Raw genomic sequence first — 22456 nt, 5'->3', positions numbered from 1 at the left:
AAACTGGCTAGTCCATTGGTTCTATATCACTATTATTATTGTGAGAACCGTATTTTATCACTGTTATAAAAGTGGAATGAGTGGGATTCGCGGCAAATATGACAAGGAAGTGTTACAACATACTAATGGTTGGGGAATCAGGTTCGGCTGTCAGTCACTTTGAATCGAAATTTATGAAACAAGAATGAATAAATGGAAAGTGGCAATCTTACAGACTATTGTCTAGTCTAAAGAAAAGGTGATGGACCTAATAGTTAAGTCCAGGGCCCAAAGCATTGGTTTCATCTGTAAAACAGAAACTTAGCGCATCCTGTTGTATTTGGGTGAACCCGGGTTGGGCGGTTGCCAAGATGCTATTAATTTCGTCCAATACCAATTGCCTATCGTTTCGAGTCATGTCCTCACTCTTCATTAAATCCCATATACCCTTCATATCAGTTACTGGACCGCTGCCTCCACCTATATTTTCATTTATTGATGTTAGTTCGTTGTTTGTAGGTAGTAAGGAGAAAAAGCTCTGTACACTTTCCGTGTAATTTTGAGCATCGCCGGTGCTTACCTTCGCTTCTCCAACTATCTTAAAACAATCCGTTGTGGCATTACTGAGGCCTTTAAAATGAGAGTGCAAAGGACAAGTATCTATGTTATTGTTTGTCCTAAAACAATCATTTGGGTCGTTATCTTGGTTCTGGGATACCCCAGACGAATCTGAAACATTTCCGGGTGTTAAATTGGGGTGTTTGTTCAATCCAGATAATTCCGCTACTACAGACGGATCTGAAAGATTACCGACGCCTTGAGCTATCACAAGCGAATCTGAAAGAGAGGTTACTGCTGTAAGTCCGGCTACGGCAAAGGCCATTACAACGATCATAGCCACTGCTTTTCCTTTTTGGGACATAATTATCTCAAACATGCTATTAATCTCCAATAACATCATCATCTACTTAACGACCTCAAAGATACCCATCATGCCAAAGTCCCCATGAAACATCAGGTGGCAGTGATAGACGGATTTTCCTACAAAATCATCAAACGGGATTCGAATGACCACTTCACCTTCAGTTGGAATAATAACTGTATCTTGGTACCCGTGAGCGTCATATGGTTTTCCGTTAACTGACATTACCTGAAAGTCATTTACATGGATATGAAATGGATGTATGTTGCCAGAAGAGATTTTATCAAGGTTTACTAACTTCCACTCCTCTACAGTTCCAAGCTTCGCTGTTATATCTACTCTGTTAGGATCAAAGGTCGTATTATTTATCTCGTAGATCCAATCTCTATCATTTGATGAGAAATTAAGGACTCGATAATTAGATATGTTCGCATTACTCAAGTCCCTCTCTGGAATTAAGCTTGTAGGGAGAGTATCTGCAGAATTCGCATCTGTTTGGTTACCTTGTACATTTACAGTCGCAACATGTGAATCGTACGGTGCAGTAAAGGGGTTAGCAGGAACTCCTAATGGAATAGGCCCACTCCCGTTGGCAGTCACCAGTACATCAAACCGTTTTCCCGATGGGAAGAAAAGAGTATCATTATTCCATACTTCCCAAACCGGGCTTCCATCTTCTGTTATAACATGGAATGTATTGCCGGGGAGTGTGAGCGTGTATTCATTCTCAGAACCGATGTTGGCAAGGCGCCATAACTGAGTCTCGCCTGATTTTATGTTGATAACCGGATTGACTTCCCCGTTAACGGTTAGGCTTTCACGGCCCGTCATTGTGTTACTCAAATTATGTGTAGTAACGAATAGATTGTCAAATGGAAAATCCTTCATGGCAACGGGCTGTTTAGTGATATTCTGTAATGGGTCTGGCAATAACTGTTCTAAGCCTTCAATAATAAACAATCCAGACATCCCTCCCGAAACTTGTCCATAAGAAAGTTTATGCAAATGTGAATGATACCAATTCGTGCCTGGGTCATGATTTTTCGGAATATCGACCGTATAGTGCAGCGTCTTGCCTGGCTCAACATTCAGAAATATATTATCAGAAGTATTTCCAGGAGACACATGAAGTCCATGGAAATGCAGGTTGGTAGATTCATTGAGATTGTTTACCAAATCAATCTCCACTCTGTCTCCAGGATAGACATGAAAAGCAGGTCCCACGAGAGAACCATTGTATACCATTCCAGTGATTGTCTTGTTGTCCACTTTACCTATCTTGTAATCAGCAACGAGTGTAGTTTGCAAAACCCCATCTTTGCTGTATACATCTACAGGCTTTGAAAAGTTCATCCCAGCCAAATGATCCTTATCGTTTATTTTTTTTAATACTTGTTCGCTATAAATATCAGAAAAAGGCAAAGATTGATTTTGGGCTAAAGCATTGAAATTTGAATGATCAAATGCAAACATTATCATCAAAACAAACATAGAAATGGAAAAAGTGTACACAAAGCCACGGCTATTAATAGAAGGTTTTATTTTGTTGACCATCTAATTAAATCCCGCCAGGTATTTTGATCTTTCTAAATGGTTTCTTTTATATTCAATTCTTAAACTGAACTGCTTATTAAAAAAGTAATAGTTATTATTCTGTATCATCAGTAATGCTCGCTTCTTTCAATTGCTATTTATTGCTTGCTAAAATTTTTGGTTTTAACCTCATATTTTTGCCATAATACGTACGACCTAACCAAAAAAACATTAAAAAATGAACAATGTATTGATATATTTAACTGCCAGTGTAGTTATTAACAATTAAAAAATGAAATTATATAATGTATAAACCAGTGGATTAGTTTAAACTAATACCACATCGCAGTTTGAGGATATGTACACTGCGCCTTCGTTTCGATAGATACCAACATCAAAGTTATCAATAAAACCTTCTGTATTTTTAATTTTAATCATTCTCTTTATAGGATATAAAGGTGGTATAGTTTTGAATTATGAACAGAATTATGGGAAATCCCAGAATTATAGCGTATTACTATCAGGATTTAAAACAAGAAATATTTCGTTCTGAAGTGCCAGGGAAAAGTGTGCTAGCTTTTACAATTCTAAGAGGATAGGCTGCTACTATCCGTACTATTTATTCACGTGCTAGTTGAGGCTTCTAGGTCCACTACTCCAAGCGGTTCTACTTTATCGGAATATTATGTTGTTTTTATGTGCCATTCCCTCATTTACTTGTATTTCTAATTTGATAGTTTTCCAGTGCCATACATCTTATTTCAAGTGCCACATAAGAAATGCCCCGTTTCCGTCGGCATCAACCTTGACCTTATAGATGGCAACTGAATTCTCTAGAAATGATAGTTCTCCAGTAGCACCTTCATCAAAAATTGCCACGCCTCTACTTTCGTAAGTGTTATCTGGACTGTAGTTACCTATTGCTTGGAAATTATAACTTGCCGCATCCAGATCACTATCAGTTGTTAGATTTCTGAAACCTTGGAGATAGACTGTGTTATTATTTCTGAAAGTCTCTGTGGTGTTCCCTTCCTGAATTACGGTCAAGTTTCCATTGATTATTCCTTCGTTTGTATGGTTTACGTAAAGATTTGGTTCCGATTCCGATTGTGGTGGCTCAACAACATGCTGATAATGTTGAATATAAAAGGGACTACCCAAATCAACAGTTGCGGCCAGACCACCTATTGCCTCAGGACCGTTGGTAGCATATGCATTCGGAATAAAAAATACTGTAGTATAATTTGAATGATCAAAAGCAAACATTACTAAAACAAACATCGATATAGTAAGTGTACATAGTAAGGTACAAGTCTTGATCTGGGGTCGTATGTGTTGGATCATCGAATTATTCGCTCCATCAATTGACCATTCCAAGCAATTCCGCTTAGTTTAGATTCCATATTGTATTTTCTATTATCATTATAATAATTTCTAGTGCTCAGACTCATGTATATTACCTAGTTCTAGTAATTGGTATTTAACGTTTTTGTATTTTGCCATTTTTTGACCATGGATATAAAATATTACAGTACATTCGAATTATGAACGGAAATGTTGGAAAATCCTAGAATTATAACAAGTATCAACCCGTAGGTAATTCATGGAATGCAAAGGCGTATCTCAAGCAGGCACAAACCCGTCTACTACTCAAGCATATACCCAATGTCAAAAGTTGGTACAGCCGTCTTGATTCATCAACTAATGTTAATTATTTGCTTTAGAAGCAGAGAATGAAGACCTTTCAAGATAATTAGCAGTGCCTAATGCTACAAACATTGATCTTAACCAAAAAAGAGATAGAAGATTTAGTAACTGAGGTCTTTTAACGAGGCTTTACTAGAATGGACTGAGTGGGATTCGCGGCAAATATGACACGGAACTCTATCTTTTGTTATGAATGAGAGCCCGAAGGCGATGCCGATTTCGTGGCATATACGATTTTGAAAGTCTATATAGATTTAAAACTATTTCTCAAATGAAAAATCTTGACATGGAAAATGAACTTTTAACAAAACCAGAGTATGAAGTAGTTCGTTACTATAGTTATTCATATCAACACCCGAATTGATTCAATATTATTATTGTTATAATCATAGATTAAGAGGCATTGTAATCTCGAAATTTAAATCCGATCCCCGAAAATAATTACAATTAAAGGTAGGATTTGACTCTTCAATTATTTTTTCATAAATACATTTCATTGTTCAACCTCTCGTAATATTTAATAGAGATAAGATGACAATATACTATGCGTCATTTAGGCTAAATGGCACTTACATCTGGGAAAGATGAGATATTCCTTCCTAGATGCAACTTATGACATGTGTTTATACCCATTTTCACGATTATTTTGTTTATATGCCTTATTCTAATTCTCATATTTGAAAGCAATTAAATTGATGCGCAAAGGTGATATGGAAAATCCCTTCATAATAACTGACTCTAACGAATTAAACGTATTACTAATATTACTGATAAAATACCATTTAGACTATGATCAATACAATTCCAGTAGTTTTATTTATTTTTGGCATGCTTGTTGTATTTTCTTTTTCGACACAATACTCTTCTTTCGACTATGACGCATATGCGCAATTAGATAATGACACTAGTAGCGCTGCTACTATTACGAATAGTAACAATAACGGTGTCGGTAGCATTGGCGATAATAATCAACCAAATATCAATGCAGAAAGCATTTTTAACACCAAAACAATGACTTTGGGCGACAGTATAAAAAATCTCGTTATTCTTATCCCAAATGAAGGTCATCATGCTGCTGGTGAAGACAATGAAGCCAGATTTTTGGACCAACACTTTGTACCAGAAAATGCAGTTGTAAGTGCTGGAACCACCATAGGTTGGTTTAACGGGGATGTAGGCCATGAACGTACTATAGATGTAAAAGACACTGATGGATCATCCACCTTATTTAATACTGGAGAAATAACTGATATGCAATTATCTCAAACATTTACCTTCAATGAACCTGGTTTATATAACTATCAAGCTGAGGGAGACCCAGGTGTTACAATGACCGGAACAGTAACAGTAGTTGACAATTCGACTTCATCTATTGCCAATTCAGCAGACAACTCAACAAAAGACACGGTAGGAGTATTGATGGTTCCAACACAAGATATTGACGCATATGTTCAAGATATTCAAAATGCAGGATTGACAATTGATAGCATGTATGACTTTAACGATTTAAGAGGAGGACAAAAGGGGACAGGAGATGTACAGACATTAATAGTTTGGACTTCCCAAGGCAATGCTCTTGACACCATTATTCCTCCTATTAGCGAGTTATCTTCCTCCTTGCCATATAGTTAATGGGAAGAATTAAAAATAAAAGAAGACAAAGGAACAAACAATTTACAAATTTTTTTCTTAGTTTAATTTAGTAATGGCATATTCTATCGTTAATACGAACTTAACATAATGATACTACAAGTTAAGCTTTAGAATCAACTTGTATAAAAAAAACAGACTGATAGGCTAAATCTTGCTAAGGCGATACGATGAGTTCACCCTTTAGATTAGGATCATTCTCTGAATAGAATGTGTAATTACCAGGAGAGATGTTTGAAGCCAAGTATTCTGCAAAACTGTCTGGAGCTATTTCTACTGAAAATATTTTGCCATCCATCTGATCTCCGGTTCCATTGCCGTTGGTAAATGTTTGTTGTTGGGTTACATTGTTCACAATCAATATTTCGTCTCCTTGCTTTATCTCTGTCTTTTGCGGACTAAAAACGGGTTGTCCTTGTTCTCCCGTTGTTATCATAATGACAGCATTAATGGGAGTAGAGTCAGCTTCTGAATGTGTACTTTGAGCAAGGCTTTGATAGACAGGTAAAGAAATAAGGCCAATAGCCATTACAAACAGGGGTAGAAAATACACATAATAACTAGTTTTCATAATAATGGTTATAAAAGCTGTTATAAAAATTTAAAGCGTTAGCCAATTTTATTATAAACCATTTTGATCTATATTAAAAGAGGGATTAATCTGAAAATGGTTTTAACCCTTGTCTATTTCATCTAATCAATGGACTGGTTAGGGCTGGTAATTTTAATTCATATTCTTTTAGGTTTCATACTTGTTTACTTTGCTGCCAGGGCTTTTGTAAGATCAAAGTATCTTCCAATGCTCTACCTTGCATTTGGATTTTTTCTCATAACTATGGGAGATACCATAATAGGAGATTATATGAATTTTGCAGAAGAAAGCAATAAGGAATTAATTGAAGAAATCACCGAAATAGCTGGATTTGTGTTTGTGATTGTTGCAGTGCTTAAAAGTTGAAGAGTCTAGCCACAAGAGATTATCTGTCCATTCTTTTAGATGATGCTAGTCTTCGAATAATGAAATTGCTTGAAGAAAAAGAGATCACTATTCAACAGGTGGCCACCATATTGGATTTGCCGTTATCTTCCACATATAGAAAAATGAGCAAATTAGAAGACCTAGACATAATCAAGAAAACAAAAATCTTGCGTAGAATGGATGGATTAGATGAAGCATTCTATACTCTCTGGATTTACGAAATATCTATAAGATACAAAAACAAAAAACTCGTATACAACGCTAAACACAAGCCTCTAGAAGATAAAATAGCTAGACTGTGGCAGCAGTTTAAAGGTTAAATCTCTAATTCAAGTGTTACTTTTTATTGTTATACCCTATACATACTGTTCTATCAGCTATACTCGTATTCTCATATAGTGAGAATGGGCGGTAATTTATTATAAATTTAATCAGTATAATGATTTAATGAATATCTCTACATCCTCATTTAGTAAACTGCTTACAATCGCCCTAACAGTGTCAATACTTTTGGTTTCAAGCAGCATCAGTACGTATGCTCAAACAAATACTACCGATTCAATAGAAAATACCACGACAAGCTCTGTTCCTCAAACATCCACTTTGTCTGATAGTCCAGTGGTAAAGGCAATAGATGCAGGAATAGCAGCTATAAACAGTGGTGACGATTCTGAAGCCAAAAAGCAATTATACCAAGCAGAACTTGCGCTAGAAGACAATCCAGGCGCTGTAAACTCTGAAAAACATATTGAGGCTTCATTAAAAGCGTTAAAAGAAGGTGATACAACCGGGGCAGTTACTCACGCAGAAGAAGCCAAAAAAGGCCTATCTTAAAAAATCATCTTCATTTTTTTGTCATTTTTCTGTTTCGTTCACAGGAGATAATTTTAGTCATGATAATAAATCAAAAATATGTTAACTATATTTTGGTAGCCTTTCTTTTTGTGACGGGAATCGTTTACTTTGTTGTAGCAAACGGTGAATACGAAGATTTCAAAGAGCTCTCAGAATTTGGAATACAAGGAGAATTGGCAGAAAAACAGATTGAAATGGCTTTTTTTATTTCGGTAGGAATAGTTAATTTCATTCTAGGCATTTGGGTTCTAAAATCAAATTATACAAACACGATTCCACATATAGTAGTCATTATAATATCTATCGGATTGATAGTAACATACATAGCCTCTAGAACTATTGGTGTTCCAGTTATTGGCGTCGAGTATTATGTCGGAAGATTAGACATGATCTCTAAAATCTTTCAGGTTATAGTAGTAGCGTTGTCTGCTTTTTCTATATACAACATAAGGCAATCGAATGTTACGATTAAGTGAACAGTTAGATAGAAGAATACGATCAATTTTTAGTAGTGGCATTGGAGTAGATTCGTCTTAAATAATAGATAAAATCAATATTACAAAATATACTATGCTCCTGTGATCATAGAACCTATTGGAGAAATAACAGAACAGTTTAAACTTTCTGAAGAAGAAAAGGAGTTGACTTAGCCCCAAATCGCTTTCAGTATTAGTCAACCAAGTTCAAAAATTACCTCAATTCACATTGTTTTTGAAATCTTAAGTATTGGTCGTATGGTTGAAGAATTGAATATGGCACCTAAACAACCTGTGAAGTATAATCGAAAGAAAAATTACTTTAAAGAGGTATTTGATTACCATATTTTTACTATAAATAAGATAAGAGACTTCTGACAAAGCAACTTTCCAAACTACAAAAAAGCAAGATTTCAGAAGTTCTTTGAGCAGTAAAGTGAGATTAACTTTCTAATTTTGCAACACTACTGTTGCAAATTTTATTACCCTTTGTGAAATTATCTGAATCTCAAATTTGCATATTGATTCAATTAACTAAAATGAAAATGAAAGATAATCGCATAATAGAAAAAGGACTAAAAATTTTCGGCCATGATTTCTTTCACACATAGTGAATATAATAATGAATGTTTTATCAGTCTTTTACATAGCTCCTAACTTTTTTATTAGTTTATTAAACAAAATCTATTTTAAAAATTATAAAAGGCTTATATATCACAATAATTTCGATGCTCTTGATATTTCAAATCTACAACCCTCATCTACTTTGATTTTCTTTTCTTTTGTAAAAGAAAAATCCAAGATACATTCCCAACAATGAATGTTTCGGTCAAAGATGACTTTTTGAGTAAATTTACTTTAATTTAAAAACGATAGGTGATCGATGACATTTTTGAATGCTTTGTGGTTTCTATTACTATTAATAACGTCCTAGAAATAGTAGCATAGTGTTAGACATCATAATTGTGATTGGCTTGTTGATAGATATTATTGGAGCAATACTGATGTATTACGGTAAGATTTTCAGGTCTAGTCAAACAATCGAGAAAATGTCAAAACACAGTGAACATGAAATAAAACACAGAATATTAGAAACACGATTGGCACGACTGGGCGCGATTCTTTTGATTGTTGGATTTGTAATACAAATAATAGGTTATACTATTAATTTTGAAAGCCAATAAAATTATTATTCCTGTTCGATAGGATAGCTCCATATCAATGCACAAAATGATAAGATATAAAACTTATCTATTGATCTATTGCGCCAACGATTATGGTAATAATGATGAGGATGAGGAAGAAGAGGAGTTTGTTAAGAATTGTATAGCGCCCATCTTTTGAAGCATGTCCACGATTTCAATAACGTCTTGGTGCTCTACAATCGTTCCGTTTTCACCCATAGTGTAAAAATCGCCTGTTTGAAATGACAATACTTTACCTGTAGGTGGTATTCATGGTGCAATTATAAATGGTCCTTCATGAATGCCTGTAGTATTTGTAAATACAATTACCTTGTCACCTTCTGCTACTATCCGGTTTATAGCGGTCTTAAAGTCTGGGAACGCTGTTTGGAGGGCCATAAGAAAACCTTTCGTTGCCTATACTCCTTGTCATGCACCTGGCCTATGCTCTTTAATATCTTTTGCAACAAGCGTATCTATCGCGGTAAGATTTCTTTCGTTAAAAGCATCTGTTAATTCAACAATTACGTCCTTGTTTTTTTAACGTCCGGCGGGTTTGTTTGAGACAAGTTAGAACTTTGAGAATAAACTATAGGCAAGCAGCCACCGCCTATCAACAATAAAAACCCGAATAATAATCGGAAGATACAATTCTGATTCTTTTTGCATTTATTAAACATCCTATGGAATTGCAACCTAAATTTATATAATATCTTTCTGAGAAAAATATTATGGAATTGCTCACAAAAATTGTAACGCTGATCAAAGGGAGAGAGCATGAGATGTTAATAAAAAGGACTGGCAATGAAATCACTTTGAATGGGGCAAAGATAGGGTTTGCAGATTTGAATATGGGTCTGGCGAACTTCTCTAATAAATTTATCGAATTTGTGAAAGCAAATGAAGTTGCAACATCACTTGATAATTGTCAATATCACCTAAGTAAGACAATTTCAAATATAAAAGATAATGATAATTTTAAGCAAGAATGTCAACGAGTTAGACTGATGATCATTGTGGCATTTCATCAACTAGGTCAAATAATAGGAACCGCGAAAGTGACTTCGGATGAGAGTCTAAAAGAACAATTGACAGAGTGGATAAGATATATGAATGATCTGATCAAGCATACTATTTCGATACTGGAACCAGGACCAAAATTAGTCACTAAAGGACCGGTCTATGAGCAAATTATGAAATATCAAGGTTTAAGTGAAAAAGATATGCAAGAAGCAATCAATAATTTATGAATTTTGATTATCTGTGAATTCTCTGATATAATATTGATCTTAATAAGAATATTAATCAGAGGGAGAAAACTGGCGGTATCATGTGACATTAGCATTGAAACGATGAGTACCCTCATGACGTTCTGTCATTCCGTTTTAAAAAATTTTCAAAATCCATGTACACTTTTTAAAATCAAATTTTCTGAAATTGTATTCTCCATTTTGGGGTGTTCATTTCCCTCTTAAACATTGGATCTGCCAAGCATCTTTGATTAAAACTCTAATTCCTGTAGCACTTAATTTTCTGGGATGTTATGCAAGAACCAAATAGTTCCCATATCTTTGACTTTTTATTTGCCAAAGGTTACGAATAATGAATGAATTAGGACCTACTTTTTTTCACCTAATGACTCTAAAACTCATCAATTCTTTTACCTACATCTATTTCGAGATGATTCACTTCTATCTCATTTCCTTTTTTATTATTGTTGGCCATATAGGCGGCAAACATCCATTCACACTCTGTGGGGTACTTTGATGGCCGCGCAAAGAAATATGGTTCAGTGAGTACCTGGCGCTTATACTGAGCGTTTTAACTTTGAACCTAATACCCCACATACAATAAGTAGAATGCTATAAGATCTTCATAACGTCAGGGCCTCAAATTCTATATATAATCTGAAGACAAGATTAATTCAAAACAACAATAAAACCTATATAAACACCCTCAGAATCTTTGTTTTTAAATAACTGGTAAATTATCCTATTTCATCTGATTTTGCAATAACAATTAGAACACTACTAGAACGATAACGAAAACTCTTTTTATTCAGTTGCATAATTTGGATCATGAATTTTTCTGATTTAGAAGCAACAAGGATAACTCATCTTCTAGGTGGTGGAAAAGAGAAACTAGAAGAACGAAGAAAAAAGGGTCAATTGACGGCGTTTGAAAGAATCAATGCCTTATTTGATACAGCTAGTTTTGAGGAAATAGATCCTTTTGTGATTCACAGTTGTCATGATTTTGGAATGGAAAATAAAAAAATTCTAGGTGACGGTGTTATAACAGGTTATGGAAGAATAGATTCTCGTTTAGTCTACTCTTTTTGTCATGACTTTACAGTCTTTGGTGGTTCACTTGGTCTTGGTTTTGCATCAAAGATATGTAAGGTAATGGATCATGCATTAAAACAAGGGGTTCCAATAATAGGCATAAACGATTCTGGAGGTGCGAGGATTCAAGAAGGGGTCGAAAGCCTAGGTGGTTATGCAGATATATTCCATAGAAATGTTAGAGTCTCTGGCATAATTCCTCAAATATCCTTGATAATGGGCCCTTGTGCGGGGGGTGCAGTTTATTCTCCAGCTTTGACCGATTTTATAATAATGACAAAATCAGCATACATGTTTGTCACTGGTCCAGATGTTGTGAGACAGGTCTCCAATGAAAATGTTACATCTACAGATCTAGGTGGCGCTTACATACATAATGAAAAAAGTGGCGTAGCTCATTTTGTTGCAGATGATGAATATGATTGTTTTGAAATATTGAAAAAATTGCTATCATTTATTCCGTCCAACAATTTGGAATCATCACCAAAGGTCAAATCAATTGATAGTTCTACTCTTCTGGACGAAAGCCTTGATTCAATCCTTCCTTCCGACTCACATATGTCATATAGTATGGAAAGTGTAATTAGAAAAGTAGTTGATAAGGGAGACTTTTTCGAAGTCCAAAAATTCTGGGCTAGAAATATTATAATTGGTTTTGCTAGGTTAGATGGTACCACTGTAGGTATAGTAGCCAATAACCCAGAAATTTTAGCCGGAGTTTTAGATATAGATTCTTGCAACAAGGCAGCAAGATTTGTAAGATTTTGTGACTGCTTCAACATTCCCATAATAACTTTCGTTGATGTTCCTGGTTTTCTTCCTGGTACAGATCAGGAATGGAGGGGAATAATAAGACACGGTGCAAAGCTGTTGTTCGCATTCTCGGAAGCTACAGTACCTAGACTTTCAGTAATCACAAGAAAGGCTTATGGTGGAGCATATGATGTAATGAATAGTAAACATATAGGAGGAGATTATAATTTCGCTTGGCCAAAAGCTGAGATCGCTGTTATGGGTGCCGAAAGTGCATGCAATATTATTTTTAGGAAAGAATTATCTATTTCTGAAAATAAAGTCAAAAGAAGATCTGAGTTAGTATCGGATTATGAAAAAAAATTTTCAAATCCATATATTGCAGCCTCTAAAGGTTATATTGACAATGTAATAATGCCTCGAGAGACTCGACAGAAACTCATTTCTGCTCTAAAGGCCATCAATAGGAAAAGAGAAGATTTACCAAAAAGAAAACATGGAAACATGCCTATATAAACCATAATTTAATAAGTTTGATCAATTTTTTGGTACAAAAAGGTTTTGTAGATAGGCCATTACGTAATCTGCTGGTGTATATTAAAATTTTTTGGTATAGAACAATTTTAATTTTACCTTGTGACTTAGTTTCAGAATGGAGAGAATACTTATAGCTAATAGAGGGGAAATTGTGATAAGAGTGGCCAAGACATGTCGTAAACTAGGATATTCTCCATGTGGAATATATTCTGATGCTGACAAGGATAGCTTGCATATAAAACATTGTGACAGTGTAGAAAATATCGGTGGAAATTTGCCCAATGAGAGTTATTTGAATATGATCAAGATAGTTGATGCGGCAAGAAAAATGGATTGCACATCCATACATCCAGGTTATGGTTTTCTTGCTGAAAAATCAGAATTTGCTAATTTGTGTAACAAAGAGGGATTGGTCTTTATAGGCCCTTCTGCTGATGTATTAAAAATTTCGGGAGATAAAGTGTTAGCTAAAGAGATATTATCAAACGTTGCTACTACTATAAAGGGTAAAGAAGTATCGGATATAAATGAGGCATTGGAATTTGCAGAAGAATTAGGATATCCGGTAATTATAAAAGCTGCAAGAGGAGGAGGAGGAAGGGGACTTCAAATAATAAATACTCCTCAACAATTGACAAAATTATTAAAGTTCTCTATAAGAGAAGCGTTATTAAGCTTTGGTTCAGGTAGAGTATATCTTGAAAAATATGTACAAAATCCAAGACATATAGAAGTACAGATAATAGGTGATCGTTCGAGAATAATCCATCTAGGAGAAAGAGAATGCACTATTCAGAGGAGACATCAAAAATTAATCGAAGAAACACCATCTCCAGCATTAGATGACGTCGCTAGGGAGAGTTTGGTAAAAACTGCAGTTGAAATTATGAAAAAAATTCGATATGATAACGCTGGAACGGTCGAATTTCTTTTAAAGGATAAGTCCTTTTATTTTATGGAGATAAATTCAAGGATACAAGTCGAACATCCAATAACAGAAGCCGTTACTGGAATTGATATAGTAGAACAACAACTCAACATATCGTGTAGGAATGGGATGACACTTGAACAAAATGATATAAAAGCCAGCGGGCATGCCATTGAGTGCAGAATAAATGCTGAACATCCTATTAGCTTTGCACCATATCCTGGTTTGGTAAATAATTATACCCCTCCTATTGATTCAAGATCTATTAGGATAGATGGTTCAGTGTATGAAGGATATAACATCCCACCATTTTATGATTCTTTAATTGCCAAAGTAATAGTCAGGGCAGAAAATAGAGAAGAAGCAATTGAAAAAATGAAAAATACTCTCTTATCTTTCAGAATTTCTGGGATTCCATCAACCATACCTTTTCATTTATCTGCTTTAAATGATGATTGATTTCTAACCGGAAATTACGATACTGCTTTTGTTGAAAAAATGAAATCATATTCAGAAAAGGGTGGAGAAATTGCAGCAATAATATTTGAAAATATATTGAAAAGATCAGGATCATCAAGTAAGTACTTTAAAGAAGACGAAACACCGCAAGAAAATGGGCAGAGACAACCATGGATTTTAAGTAGATTTGAAGAATTTCTTAATTTACAAGGAAATTATAATTTAGAAAATTCTATGAGATGGGCCAAATGAAGTTAGAGGTTAACGGAACAACTTATGAAGTAAAATTAGATGAGAATAAAATCTTCATAAATGATAAAGCTATAGATTTGACCAAAATAAAAGAAAATGAAATTGTTATAGATTCAAAGAGGTTTTGTCTTGATTTTTATGAGAGAACAGGAATAGGAAATGATGGTAAACAACAATCTTTCTTAATCATAAATGGCTTGGCATACACGATATCTAAAATAAATATCGACCAAGAAACCATACGGGAATTGCATGCACCCATGAGTGGAAATATAATTGATATTTACGTGCAACTTGGATCATATGTTAAGAGGGGTCAATCTCTTTTAGTTCTTGAAGCAATGAAAATGTACAACGAAATTAAATCTCCTAGAGATGGAAAGATAATAGAAATATTGTTCAACAAACAGCAACCTGTAAAAGCAGGAGAAATAATACTAATTTTTGAGTAGTACTTCCATCTGAAATGTTGTATTTAGATGACCGGACATAATTTTCTTTTTTCATACGATAAGCGATGAACTTCTTGTCTTTGAAGTTCATAATATTATTTGAATTCATATCTTGAAAAAATAATTATTAGTAATTCATAATTTTTATAAGTGATTTCTCTGATGGTAATTTACACATAACACAGATATCATATTTGGACTTTACAGCAGATGAGCCAGAGCGAGACATCAGATTCTACGAGAAGGTGTTTGCGTGGGAGTTTAAAAAAATGGGAAGGACCAATGTAATGCTGGCAAGTAAAGACAGGAAATGAGAGTGAACATGGGATTGACGGAGGATTGGCAAAACGTGATAAAATCTTGTAGTATCTTACTCCGTTCATCAATGTTGATTCCGTCGTAAAATATTCATTACTTATAAAGGAAAATGGTAGAGAAATTATTCAGCCAAAGACAGCAATACCAGGTGTTGGGTATATGACAGTCTTTAAGGACACTGAAAACAATATACTTGGCCTTATGGAAGAGGATCCAGCAGCCACCTCAGTGCATTGATATGACACATCAAAATAATTAGATCATCTAAGTAAATATGAATACCTACTAAAATATCATTTGCATTTTGACACCGTAAGCTTTTTTTTTGATTATCTATTGTTGATGCCCCTCTATTGGGATGTAAACACATAAAAGCAACATTAATGTCATCGTTCTATTTCGAGAGTCGTATAATGAAAAAATTTATTCTTTATAAATATTATATGTTTCATTTTTAATAAAAAAGAAAAAATTCTAATAAGTAATCTTATAATTATTATTTCATGACAGCAAAACATTTTACAAAAGATGATGCCAGAAGAATTGGCGAGTCTATAGGTATCGATTGGACTAAGTTTGACGCAGAGCAATTTAGAATGGGGTTAGATGTAGAATTAGAACACGGGAGTCGCGAGTTATCAACTAATGTAACGAATGATGATGAAATAACAACCGGAAAGATTGCACTGGCACATTTAAATGAATTTCCTGATTATTATACACGACTGCAAAAAATGGAAAGTCAAGCAAAAGAAGAGCAGGTATAGTACCATTAATAATGTTTAAATTTAATTTTAGGAAGGCATATTAATTGTACGGTAATTCCTTCTCTATGTTTTAAATATTTATACAAGTTTTCAACACTTCTGATTTCAAAATTGGCAGAGGTTTTGGGTCAACATAATAGAAAAAGACAACGTAGAGATGTTTTGTATGGATGATGCTGGTTACCCCAAGTGTATAGATTAGTATACATTCAATTTCTGTTCCTTCTGTGGTAATAGGCTACTTACTTAAGCATGTTTCTTACAGTCTCGATTTATTATAGATTATTCAATTATTAAAAGTCGTCGTCCGTGGTAAATATGTTCTTTGTGGCCATAGGGTTCTAATGATTATAAAAATTCATTATGATCAATGATAATTATATTGATTCCAATTTGATCATCTGTGAACGATTTTTTTGTTGGAGCAGGCGAATCATTTCGTATTAAACTCGCTAGTTTGTAACACATCTTGTTAATTATTAACATTCTAGTAATTTTGTGGCAAAAAAGATGATTTACAAGACAATGAACAAATTATCAAAAATGATTTGTGTTTTTAAATTTCGGTCTTACAATATTGTTCTTAAAGAGGTATACAGGACAAATTCTGTTCAAAGAAACAAATCAAATAGATTTGTAGAGGATCCCCAAGTGCAATCATGTCTCAGTATAAACAAACTGATTCCATATATAGATGCAGATTTATCAAGATAAGGATTCAGTAAATCCCATTATTATCATTACTCTTTGTATAAAAGTCCATTTTATCTTCTAATTCCTTATGCTCATTCTCATTATTGCTAAGTGACGTGGGATCTTGCCTATTGCGTTTACGAACTCCTATCACAGGCCCATTACAATAATCACATATGTCTAAAATTAAATCATAGTAAATCTCCTTCTGTTTATCAAGTGTAACTGTCTTTAAGGGTACAACTACAATTGGCATATTACAAATACGACACTTCATACCTACTAAATAGCTGTCGATGCTAATAAACTACTACGTGAAATTGAAAACTTTTAGATCATATCATTTTTTTCTTTCTCTTTTCAAATTGTGGTTAAAAATAGACTTTATCAAGCTTAATCCAGTTGTATCACAATATAGTAACAACATTAACTCCAATTATAGAGTTTGCTATGAAGTGAAAGGTGATTTTTCGATTATCTGCAACACAGTAACATGGACAAATCTATTAACAGTCTGTTAATAGCAATTCTCATCTCCTGGGATGTGTGCCGATATCGGTTCTTTACAAGAGATCTTAGCTTAAAAATCGTGTATATCGCAATTCCACTCGCAATACTTTTTGGGATCATTGACTTTATAGGTATCGATTGTTAGGTTCATTCACTGAATTCTTATCCTCGGATCCATTTAATTTCTCCATACGATCTATACTGTTATTCATAATCTTTTTTGAAGGTTATCTGCATCTAGTTTCTTTAATAGCAGTAAAACATTTCCGATATCATTATGCAAAAGTAATGGTAAGGAAAAGTTTGTATGAACAAAAAGATGATGAAGTTAAAATATTAAAATATCTTTTTGAAGGAATAAATTCGTATAGAAAACATTTAGGAAGGCATCTTGATCTTGATATTAATACCCTTAAAGTTTACCCTAAAATTACCGTTTTACATCCTCAAGAGAGAAATGAACTGGTAAATTCACTATATGAGGCATTTTCAGAAAGTATTGACAGATTGAAACCAATTATTTGTTTTACCACTTTTCTGAACCTTCCGGCAGATGAGATATCGGTCAAAGAACCCATAAGAAACAAGATAATACAACTGAGTCTTTATTCATACCCATAATGACTGTAATAATTAGTGTTTTCCAATTGGCTTTTAAGTAATTCACCAAACCCAATCGGTTTGAGTATGGTCTTTTTGTCTCATAATCTATTAAGACATAGATGACCTAAAGTATTGTGGTATGTCATTAGCGATCGGTCTGATTGTCAGGCCATCGCAACTATTTATCTCTATATCTCATGTTATTGAGGCTAAAAAAGGATTTAGTTATTAACCTAGTCCAACGAGTCTATTAATAGGCGTATTACGAGCCCAGGAGCTGTGTCAGATTTTCTTTACTGCGAAATAGATATATCTATTGCCTCGGTATAAAAGCAGTGGTTGTATGAAAAATAAAGAAAGATCATCAAGCCTTTCAATGCGTTTGAATTTGTTATTAGCAGTCACACATTCATCAGCGATGGCACAAAATAAGGTTAGAGCTATTTTTATGATTTCGTTCCTTTTGTCCTCGTTATATTCTATAACATATATTCAAAATTTTGATGCTATTCCTTATGTCAACGCGACAACTACTTCTTCTGGTTCTGATCCTTCACTTGGTGAATCAATCCAACAGAACCAACAGGATTTGCAGAGAACAATAGAGAATCAAGTTCAGCAAACATTTACAGATACGATCAACAACATGAATCAAGGTCAGGTCAGCCCTATTATTGATCCAGAAAGTGTACAGAATAGCACAGTTATAACAAAAATCTTGGCAAAAAGCCTTGAAAACTATATTCAAAATGCAGGTGCAGTACTTAACCTGACCAGTCAACTACCACAGATAAGAGAAGTTCCGCTTAGTCACTTGCTTAATCAAACACTAACCACTTTACACGGAATACCTCCATATGCAGATATTGAAAAGAGACTGGTGGCTCAAAATATTTTGTCAAGTTATGAGGATTTTCAGATAATTATTTTTATAATGCCAAATGGAGATATATATCTTGACGAACCGTACTCCAGACAGATAATGTCCACGGTAAACAATCTGGGATTTCGCGATTACTTCAAAGGAGTAATTGACACAAATGAGATTTATTTAGGAGATCCCACCCAATCGGTATCTTCAGGTCAATTGCAATCTATAATAGCAGTTCCAGTATTTTCGTTAGAAGACAATTCTACTATGGTTGGCATTTGGGCAGGAGGTCTTGACTTTGAGACTTTGAATGAAGACCTTCAATCGATTAATCTTACATCTTCAGATGGGTACACGCGTGTCGTCTATGTAGGACACAATGGACTGAAAATTGCAGATTCTGATGCGAACAAAAGCACGATTGCCGAGTCTTTTGCCAATCTCACTAGTTTTAGGAATGCCATAAACGGACAATCGGGTTTGACTTTAGACACAATAGAGAATAAGGACATTTCAGTAACGTATTATCCGGTCCAGGTATTTCATAATACTTTTGTTGTCCTGTTGATGCAATCAGTTGATGCAACAGGTACGTCGGATTAAAACAAAATTTCAAACAGAGGGAGAAGAATTACATATATCAAGGATTTTTTAATATCGTTTCATCTGTTGGATTATTTTTGAACTTTCTAACCGATCTACTTCTTCTAAAACTTGAAAAAACCCTTTTCGTGTACTATATAATCTAGTTTAAATTATTTAGTAATAATATTTTCATTACATTAAGTAGGGTTTATATATCTATTTGAAATTGTGCTATTCGTCTAACCTATTTTTTAATCCATTCAAGCCATATTCCAATATTGATTTTTAAGTTGAATGATTGGATGAATTACTACATTATGCTGCTTTATATATAGTTAGGATTCGGATTGTTATTTATGTTTGGACTTTTCTCCTAATAGGAATGGACATAAATTTACTCTGCAAAACTCATCTATATGAGAAGAATACCGTTCATTATATACTATAGATGGCTGTTTTCCAAAACTTAATTTAATTTTTTCAGAAAATCTAAATACCCAAAGTGTCAACCATATTAAATGAGTCTAGAATCAATTAGTATAATGGACATATTAAATAAGGATGTCAAAACCGCAGAACAGAATCAAAATATTTTCGAAATATCCAAGATTATGTTTGATAATAAAATAGGATCAGTTGTTGTCATTGATAGTAATGAAAGTAAAAATCCGGTTGGAATAATTACTGAAAAAGATATAATCAGAATTCTAAGTTCAACACAGCTAGTCAATATGCAGGTGCCTATCAAGGAGCTTATGAGTCATCCTATAATCACATTATCATCAAGGTCATCTGTTTTGGATGCAATGAAACTGATGTATGAAAGAAAGATTCGAAGAATTATTGTACTTGAGGGAAACAGCTTTGTAGGTATTGTCACAGAACACGATTTATTTAATACTCTAATGAAGAATAAGAACTTGATTACCACCGTCATGGATAGTAATTTTCCAATCCCACAAAAGGATATGTACCAAGAATTTTCACATCATTGGTTTAGCAACTCATTTTTTAAATAATTATTTTTTTTCTTTATTTGTCAGGATCTTAATTTTTTTTTCTATCTATATGTGGTATTTATTATTTAAAATATACCTTTATAGCAAAATTAATTTGTAAGAATATCAATTGCTTTCTTTGGTCATCGTAATGGTATCCGATCTTCATTTGAAGTTGGCATAGATGACTTTTTATGCCTACTTTCGCTATCAACATCAGAAAAACAATTTATTATTTGGCCAGTATTGTCATCTATTAACACTGGCTTGTCAACCTGATACTCTAGTACGTTGCCTTCACTTTTTAGCGGATTTCCATTTTTCAAAATTGGGTATGTATTTTCCAGTGACATGTCCAAGGCAACACTTGCATTCTGGATGTTACTTTCATCAATTATTTTCGCAGCCTTTATCCAATCAAATACTTTTGGAAAAGCCAACTCTAATCTATTTTTATTACAATTTCCAGACATGATAATTCATCAAATTCATTCAATATAATCAAACTCTTCCTAATTTAATATTGCATTCAGAATAGATTATAATATTAATATGTGTTAAGTAACACGATACTTTGATAACACCTAAATAGATTTTGTAGTGCCTCCACAACCAGAAACAACCTTCTCTCTAACTTGTTGCTTTAATATTGAAAAATAGATTAAAGATGGAATATCTATCCAAACTTTCGGTGCGTAATTTTCTTTTTTAATTTCTCTTTAGATGGATTAGAGTTTTCAACTTTTCGGATATTATTCTTACAAACAGTTTAGCAGAGAATTACCAGAATTTAGTTATAAACCCAATTATAACATATGAAATTTAGTAACTGTGACTGTGACAGTGACTATTTTGATCAACTGAAATGCGTCCAGCGCAAGAGGAATTTTTTCCAATGGTTCTTTTAATCCAAATAAATACATGACCAAGAAGCACATATTTAGATGGGGAATATTTTCCTAACTGACACTTTTCATCTGTATCTTTTTACGTCAACCGTCCATCTTCGGTTTTAGAATTGAAAAGATTCTGAATAAATTATTTTGTTATTAAAAACGTCATTTTTAGCGGCGTAAAGCCAAGAAGTTTGAGTATAATAAACAGAGTTGCTCAATAACAAAATAAGCGATTAACATTTACTAATTCTATTGATCTCCTTGGCAAAAGAGAAAAATAAATCGAACTGGTCGAGGTCTAATGTCGAATATATCAGGAATCAATTTTATAAATTGTAATCCTACAAGAAAGGATGAAATACGCAAGATTGCATTTGTGACTATTATATTCTAAATCAGAAATAAAATCAGTTTATTTTGATAAAAAAAAGGAAATGTTATTGTTGTGCTATTGCATTGTTACCAGTATTTTCTTGGTTTTGTAGGTTTATGTTATTTCCCGCGGCTGTTGTATCAGCGCCTGAAGCTACTTGGCTGTTTTGACTTGATGATTGTGACTGACCTATGGCTTGAGATGCTTGGTTATTTCCATTTTCATCATGTCTGTCATCATGGCCGTTGTCGTTATCATGGTCATGTCCATTATCATCACAGTCATCATCACCACGGTCTTCATCTTTGCCATTATCATCACAGTCGTCATCGTTTCCCTTACCTTCTCCATGATCATCGCACCACTCGTCTCCGTTATCATGTCCGTTGTGGTCATGTTCTTTATCATCGCAGTAGTCATCCTCTTTGTCATGCTTCTTAAAGTTCCTATCACAATCTTTCTTGTTATCGTCATAGTAATCGTCATCATCTTCACATTTGTCCAGTTTGACTCCATAGTGTCCTAATACACTTTGAAAATTATATGCGGCAGGACCTGTTATCATAAATACTGCAAAAAATACTACAGCAAGTACCGAGACTGTTTTGAAGCTATTATGTTTTAGCATTTTACTTCGGGTTATTAAGAAAAATCTACCATATAATAATTTACCAAGATAATAAGGGAATTTTCTTCTAGATGATAAATTAAATTTCTGCGATGAAATGTGTGTTCGAGAGATGCCTCAAGCAAAATGAGTAGTTTAAAAATAAACAAATGAAAAACTGAGTCGAGTTAATACATACAAATGCTAGAATTATTCTTATTAGT

General features: G+C 33.9%; 24 protein-coding genes. 15 read left to right on the top strand and 9 right to left on the bottom strand.

Annotated features, from left to right (window positions below; genetic code table 11):
- Positions 1–247: 247 nt before the first annotated feature.
- The 3 genes from AB0A59_RS05240 to AB0A59_RS05230 form a co-directional block, all read right to left on the bottom strand.
- On the bottom strand, positions 248–916 hold the full coding sequence (locus tag AB0A59_RS05240; protein WP_458747042.1) for a hypothetical protein: 669 nt from the start codon (positions 914–916) through the stop codon (positions 248–250).
- Positions 917–943: 27 nt separating this feature from the next.
- The gene (locus AB0A59_RS05235) at positions 944–2455 is read right to left on the bottom strand and encodes a multicopper oxidase family protein (RefSeq protein WP_458747041.1); all 1512 of its coding nucleotides are present in this window, start codon (positions 2453–2455) and stop codon (positions 944–946) included.
- 735 nt (positions 2456–3190) lie between these two features.
- The gene (locus AB0A59_RS05230; protein ID WP_458747040.1) at positions 3191–3778 is read right to left on the bottom strand and encodes a hypothetical protein; all 588 of its coding nucleotides are present in this window, start codon (positions 3776–3778) and stop codon (positions 3191–3193) included.
- 1152 nt (positions 3779–4930) lie between these two features.
- Between AB0A59_RS05230 and AB0A59_RS05225 the strand changes: the two genes are divergently transcribed.
- Complete coding sequence (locus AB0A59_RS05225) at positions 4931–5773, top strand: cupredoxin domain-containing protein (RefSeq protein ID WP_458747039.1); 843 nt, start codon at positions 4931–4933, stop codon at positions 5771–5773.
- 175 nt (positions 5774–5948) lie between these two features.
- Here the strand turns inward: AB0A59_RS05225 and AB0A59_RS05220 are convergent, their stop codons facing one another.
- Positions 5949–6362, bottom strand: coding sequence for a cupredoxin domain-containing protein (locus AB0A59_RS05220; RefSeq protein ID WP_458747038.1), 414 nt, complete (start codon positions 6360–6362; stop codon positions 5949–5951).
- A 129-nt stretch (positions 6363–6491) separates the two neighbouring features.
- On the opposite strand from AB0A59_RS05220, the gene AB0A59_RS05215 reads away from it, so the two are divergent.
- The 5 genes from AB0A59_RS05215 to AB0A59_RS05195 all read left to right on the top strand — a co-directional run bounded on the left by AB0A59_RS05215 (position 6492) and on the right by AB0A59_RS05195 (position 9285).
- Positions 6492–6749: a DUF7521 family protein gene (locus AB0A59_RS05215; RefSeq protein WP_458747037.1), complete on the top strand. Its 258-nt coding sequence runs from the start codon at positions 6492–6494 to the stop codon at positions 6747–6749.
- A complete protein-coding gene (locus AB0A59_RS05210) occupies positions 6746–7090 on the top strand; it encodes a winged helix-turn-helix domain-containing protein (protein WP_458747036.1) in 345 nt (114 codons plus the stop codon). The genes AB0A59_RS05215 and AB0A59_RS05210 overlap by 4 nt, the downstream gene beginning before the upstream one ends.
- Positions 7091–7217: 127 nt before the next feature.
- The gene (locus AB0A59_RS05205) at positions 7218–7604 is read left to right on the top strand and encodes a hypothetical protein (protein WP_458747035.1); all 387 of its coding nucleotides are present in this window, start codon (positions 7218–7220) and stop codon (positions 7602–7604) included.
- Positions 7605–7663: 59 nt separating this feature from the next.
- A complete protein-coding gene (locus AB0A59_RS05200) occupies positions 7664–8101 on the top strand; it encodes a hypothetical protein (RefSeq protein WP_458747034.1) in 438 nt (145 codons plus the stop codon).
- Between the two features lie 947 nt (positions 8102–9048).
- Entirely contained in the window at positions 9049–9285 is a 237-nt protein-coding gene (locus AB0A59_RS05195) for a hypothetical protein (protein WP_458747033.1), read from the top strand.
- Positions 9286–9375: 90 nt separating this feature from the next.
- Here AB0A59_RS05195 and AB0A59_RS05190 read toward each other — a convergent pair whose 3' ends face one another.
- Together AB0A59_RS05190 and AB0A59_RS05185 are read right to left on the bottom strand one after the other, a co-directional pair.
- A complete protein-coding gene (locus AB0A59_RS05190; protein WP_458747032.1) occupies positions 9376–9534 on the bottom strand; it encodes a hypothetical protein in 159 nt (52 codons plus the stop codon).
- A gap of 21 nt (positions 9535–9555) precedes the next feature.
- Positions 9556–9684 (bottom strand): ester cyclase, encoded by a 129-nt coding sequence (locus AB0A59_RS05185; RefSeq protein ID WP_458747031.1) that lies wholly within the window; start codon positions 9682–9684, stop codon positions 9556–9558.
- Positions 9685–10067: 383 nt separating this feature from the next.
- Here AB0A59_RS05185 and AB0A59_RS05180 point away from each other — a divergent pair, with 383 nt between their 5' ends.
- From AB0A59_RS05180 to AB0A59_RS05155, 6 genes are all read left to right on the top strand, one after another.
- Positions 10068–10535 (top strand): hypothetical protein, encoded by a 468-nt coding sequence (locus tag AB0A59_RS05180; RefSeq protein WP_458747030.1) that lies wholly within the window; start codon positions 10068–10070, stop codon positions 10533–10535.
- Positions 10536–11363: 828 nt separating this feature from the next.
- A complete protein-coding gene (locus tag AB0A59_RS05175) occupies positions 11364–12899 on the top strand; it encodes an acyl-CoA carboxylase subunit beta (RefSeq protein ID WP_458747029.1) in 1536 nt (511 codons plus the stop codon).
- A 136-nt stretch (positions 12900–13035) separates the two neighbouring features.
- Positions 13036–14307 (top strand): acetyl-CoA carboxylase biotin carboxylase subunit, encoded by a 1272-nt coding sequence (locus AB0A59_RS05170; protein WP_458747028.1) that lies wholly within the window; start codon positions 13036–13038, stop codon positions 14305–14307.
- A 39-nt stretch (positions 14308–14346) separates the two neighbouring features.
- Positions 14347–14559, top strand: a complete 213-nt coding sequence (locus AB0A59_RS05165; protein ID WP_458747027.1) for a hypothetical protein — start codon at positions 14347–14349, stop codon at positions 14557–14559.
- Positions 14556–15011, top strand: coding sequence for an acyl-CoA carboxylase biotin carboxyl carrier protein subunit (locus tag AB0A59_RS05160; protein ID WP_458747026.1), 456 nt, complete (start codon positions 14556–14558; stop codon positions 15009–15011). Before AB0A59_RS05165 ends, AB0A59_RS05160 begins: the two co-directional genes overlap by 4 nt.
- 821 nt (positions 15012–15832) lie before the next feature.
- Positions 15833–16096 carry a DUF5661 family protein gene (locus tag AB0A59_RS05155; RefSeq protein WP_458747025.1) on the top strand — a complete coding sequence of 88 codons (264 nt, stop codon included), beginning with the start codon at positions 15833–15835 and terminating at the stop codon, positions 16094–16096.
- 718 nt (positions 16097–16814) lie between these two features.
- On the opposite strand, the gene AB0A59_RS05150 is transcribed toward AB0A59_RS05155, so the two are convergent.
- Positions 16815–17045 (bottom strand): hypothetical protein, encoded by a 231-nt coding sequence (locus tag AB0A59_RS05150; protein ID WP_458747024.1) that lies wholly within the window; start codon positions 17043–17045, stop codon positions 16815–16817.
- A 542-nt stretch (positions 17046–17587) separates the two neighbouring features.
- Here AB0A59_RS05150 and AB0A59_RS05145 point away from each other — a divergent pair.
- The 3 genes from AB0A59_RS05145 (at position 17588) to AB0A59_RS05135 (ending at position 20377) form a co-directional block, all read left to right on the top strand.
- Positions 17588–17920: a hypothetical protein gene (locus tag AB0A59_RS05145; protein ID WP_458747023.1), complete on the top strand. Its 333-nt coding sequence runs from the start codon at positions 17588–17590 to the stop codon at positions 17918–17920.
- 325 nt (positions 17921–18245) lie between these two features.
- A complete protein-coding gene (locus AB0A59_RS05140) occupies positions 18246–19376 on the top strand; it encodes a cache domain-containing protein (RefSeq protein WP_458747022.1) in 1131 nt (376 codons plus the stop codon).
- Between the two features lie 524 nt (positions 19377–19900).
- The gene (locus tag AB0A59_RS05135; protein WP_458747021.1) at positions 19901–20377 is read left to right on the top strand and encodes a CBS domain-containing protein; all 477 of its coding nucleotides are present in this window, start codon (positions 19901–19903) and stop codon (positions 20375–20377) included.
- A gap of 122 nt (positions 20378–20499) precedes the next feature.
- On the opposite strand, the gene AB0A59_RS05130 is transcribed toward AB0A59_RS05135, so the two are convergent.
- Both AB0A59_RS05130 and AB0A59_RS05125 read right to left on the bottom strand, forming a co-directional pair.
- Positions 20500–20829 (bottom strand): hypothetical protein, encoded by a 330-nt coding sequence (locus AB0A59_RS05130; protein ID WP_458747020.1) that lies wholly within the window; start codon positions 20827–20829, stop codon positions 20500–20502.
- Positions 20830–21689: 860 nt separating this feature from the next.
- Complete coding sequence (locus AB0A59_RS05125; protein ID WP_458747019.1) at positions 21690–22253, bottom strand: hypothetical protein; 564 nt, start codon at positions 22251–22253, stop codon at positions 21690–21692.
- Between the last annotated feature and the right edge of the window lie 203 nt (positions 22254–22456).

It is taken from the genome of Candidatus Nitrosocosmicus sp. T (assembly GCF_054408485.1).
Note: the sequence above shows the minus strand (reverse complement) of the source record. Positions and strands in the feature narration are given on the sequence as shown.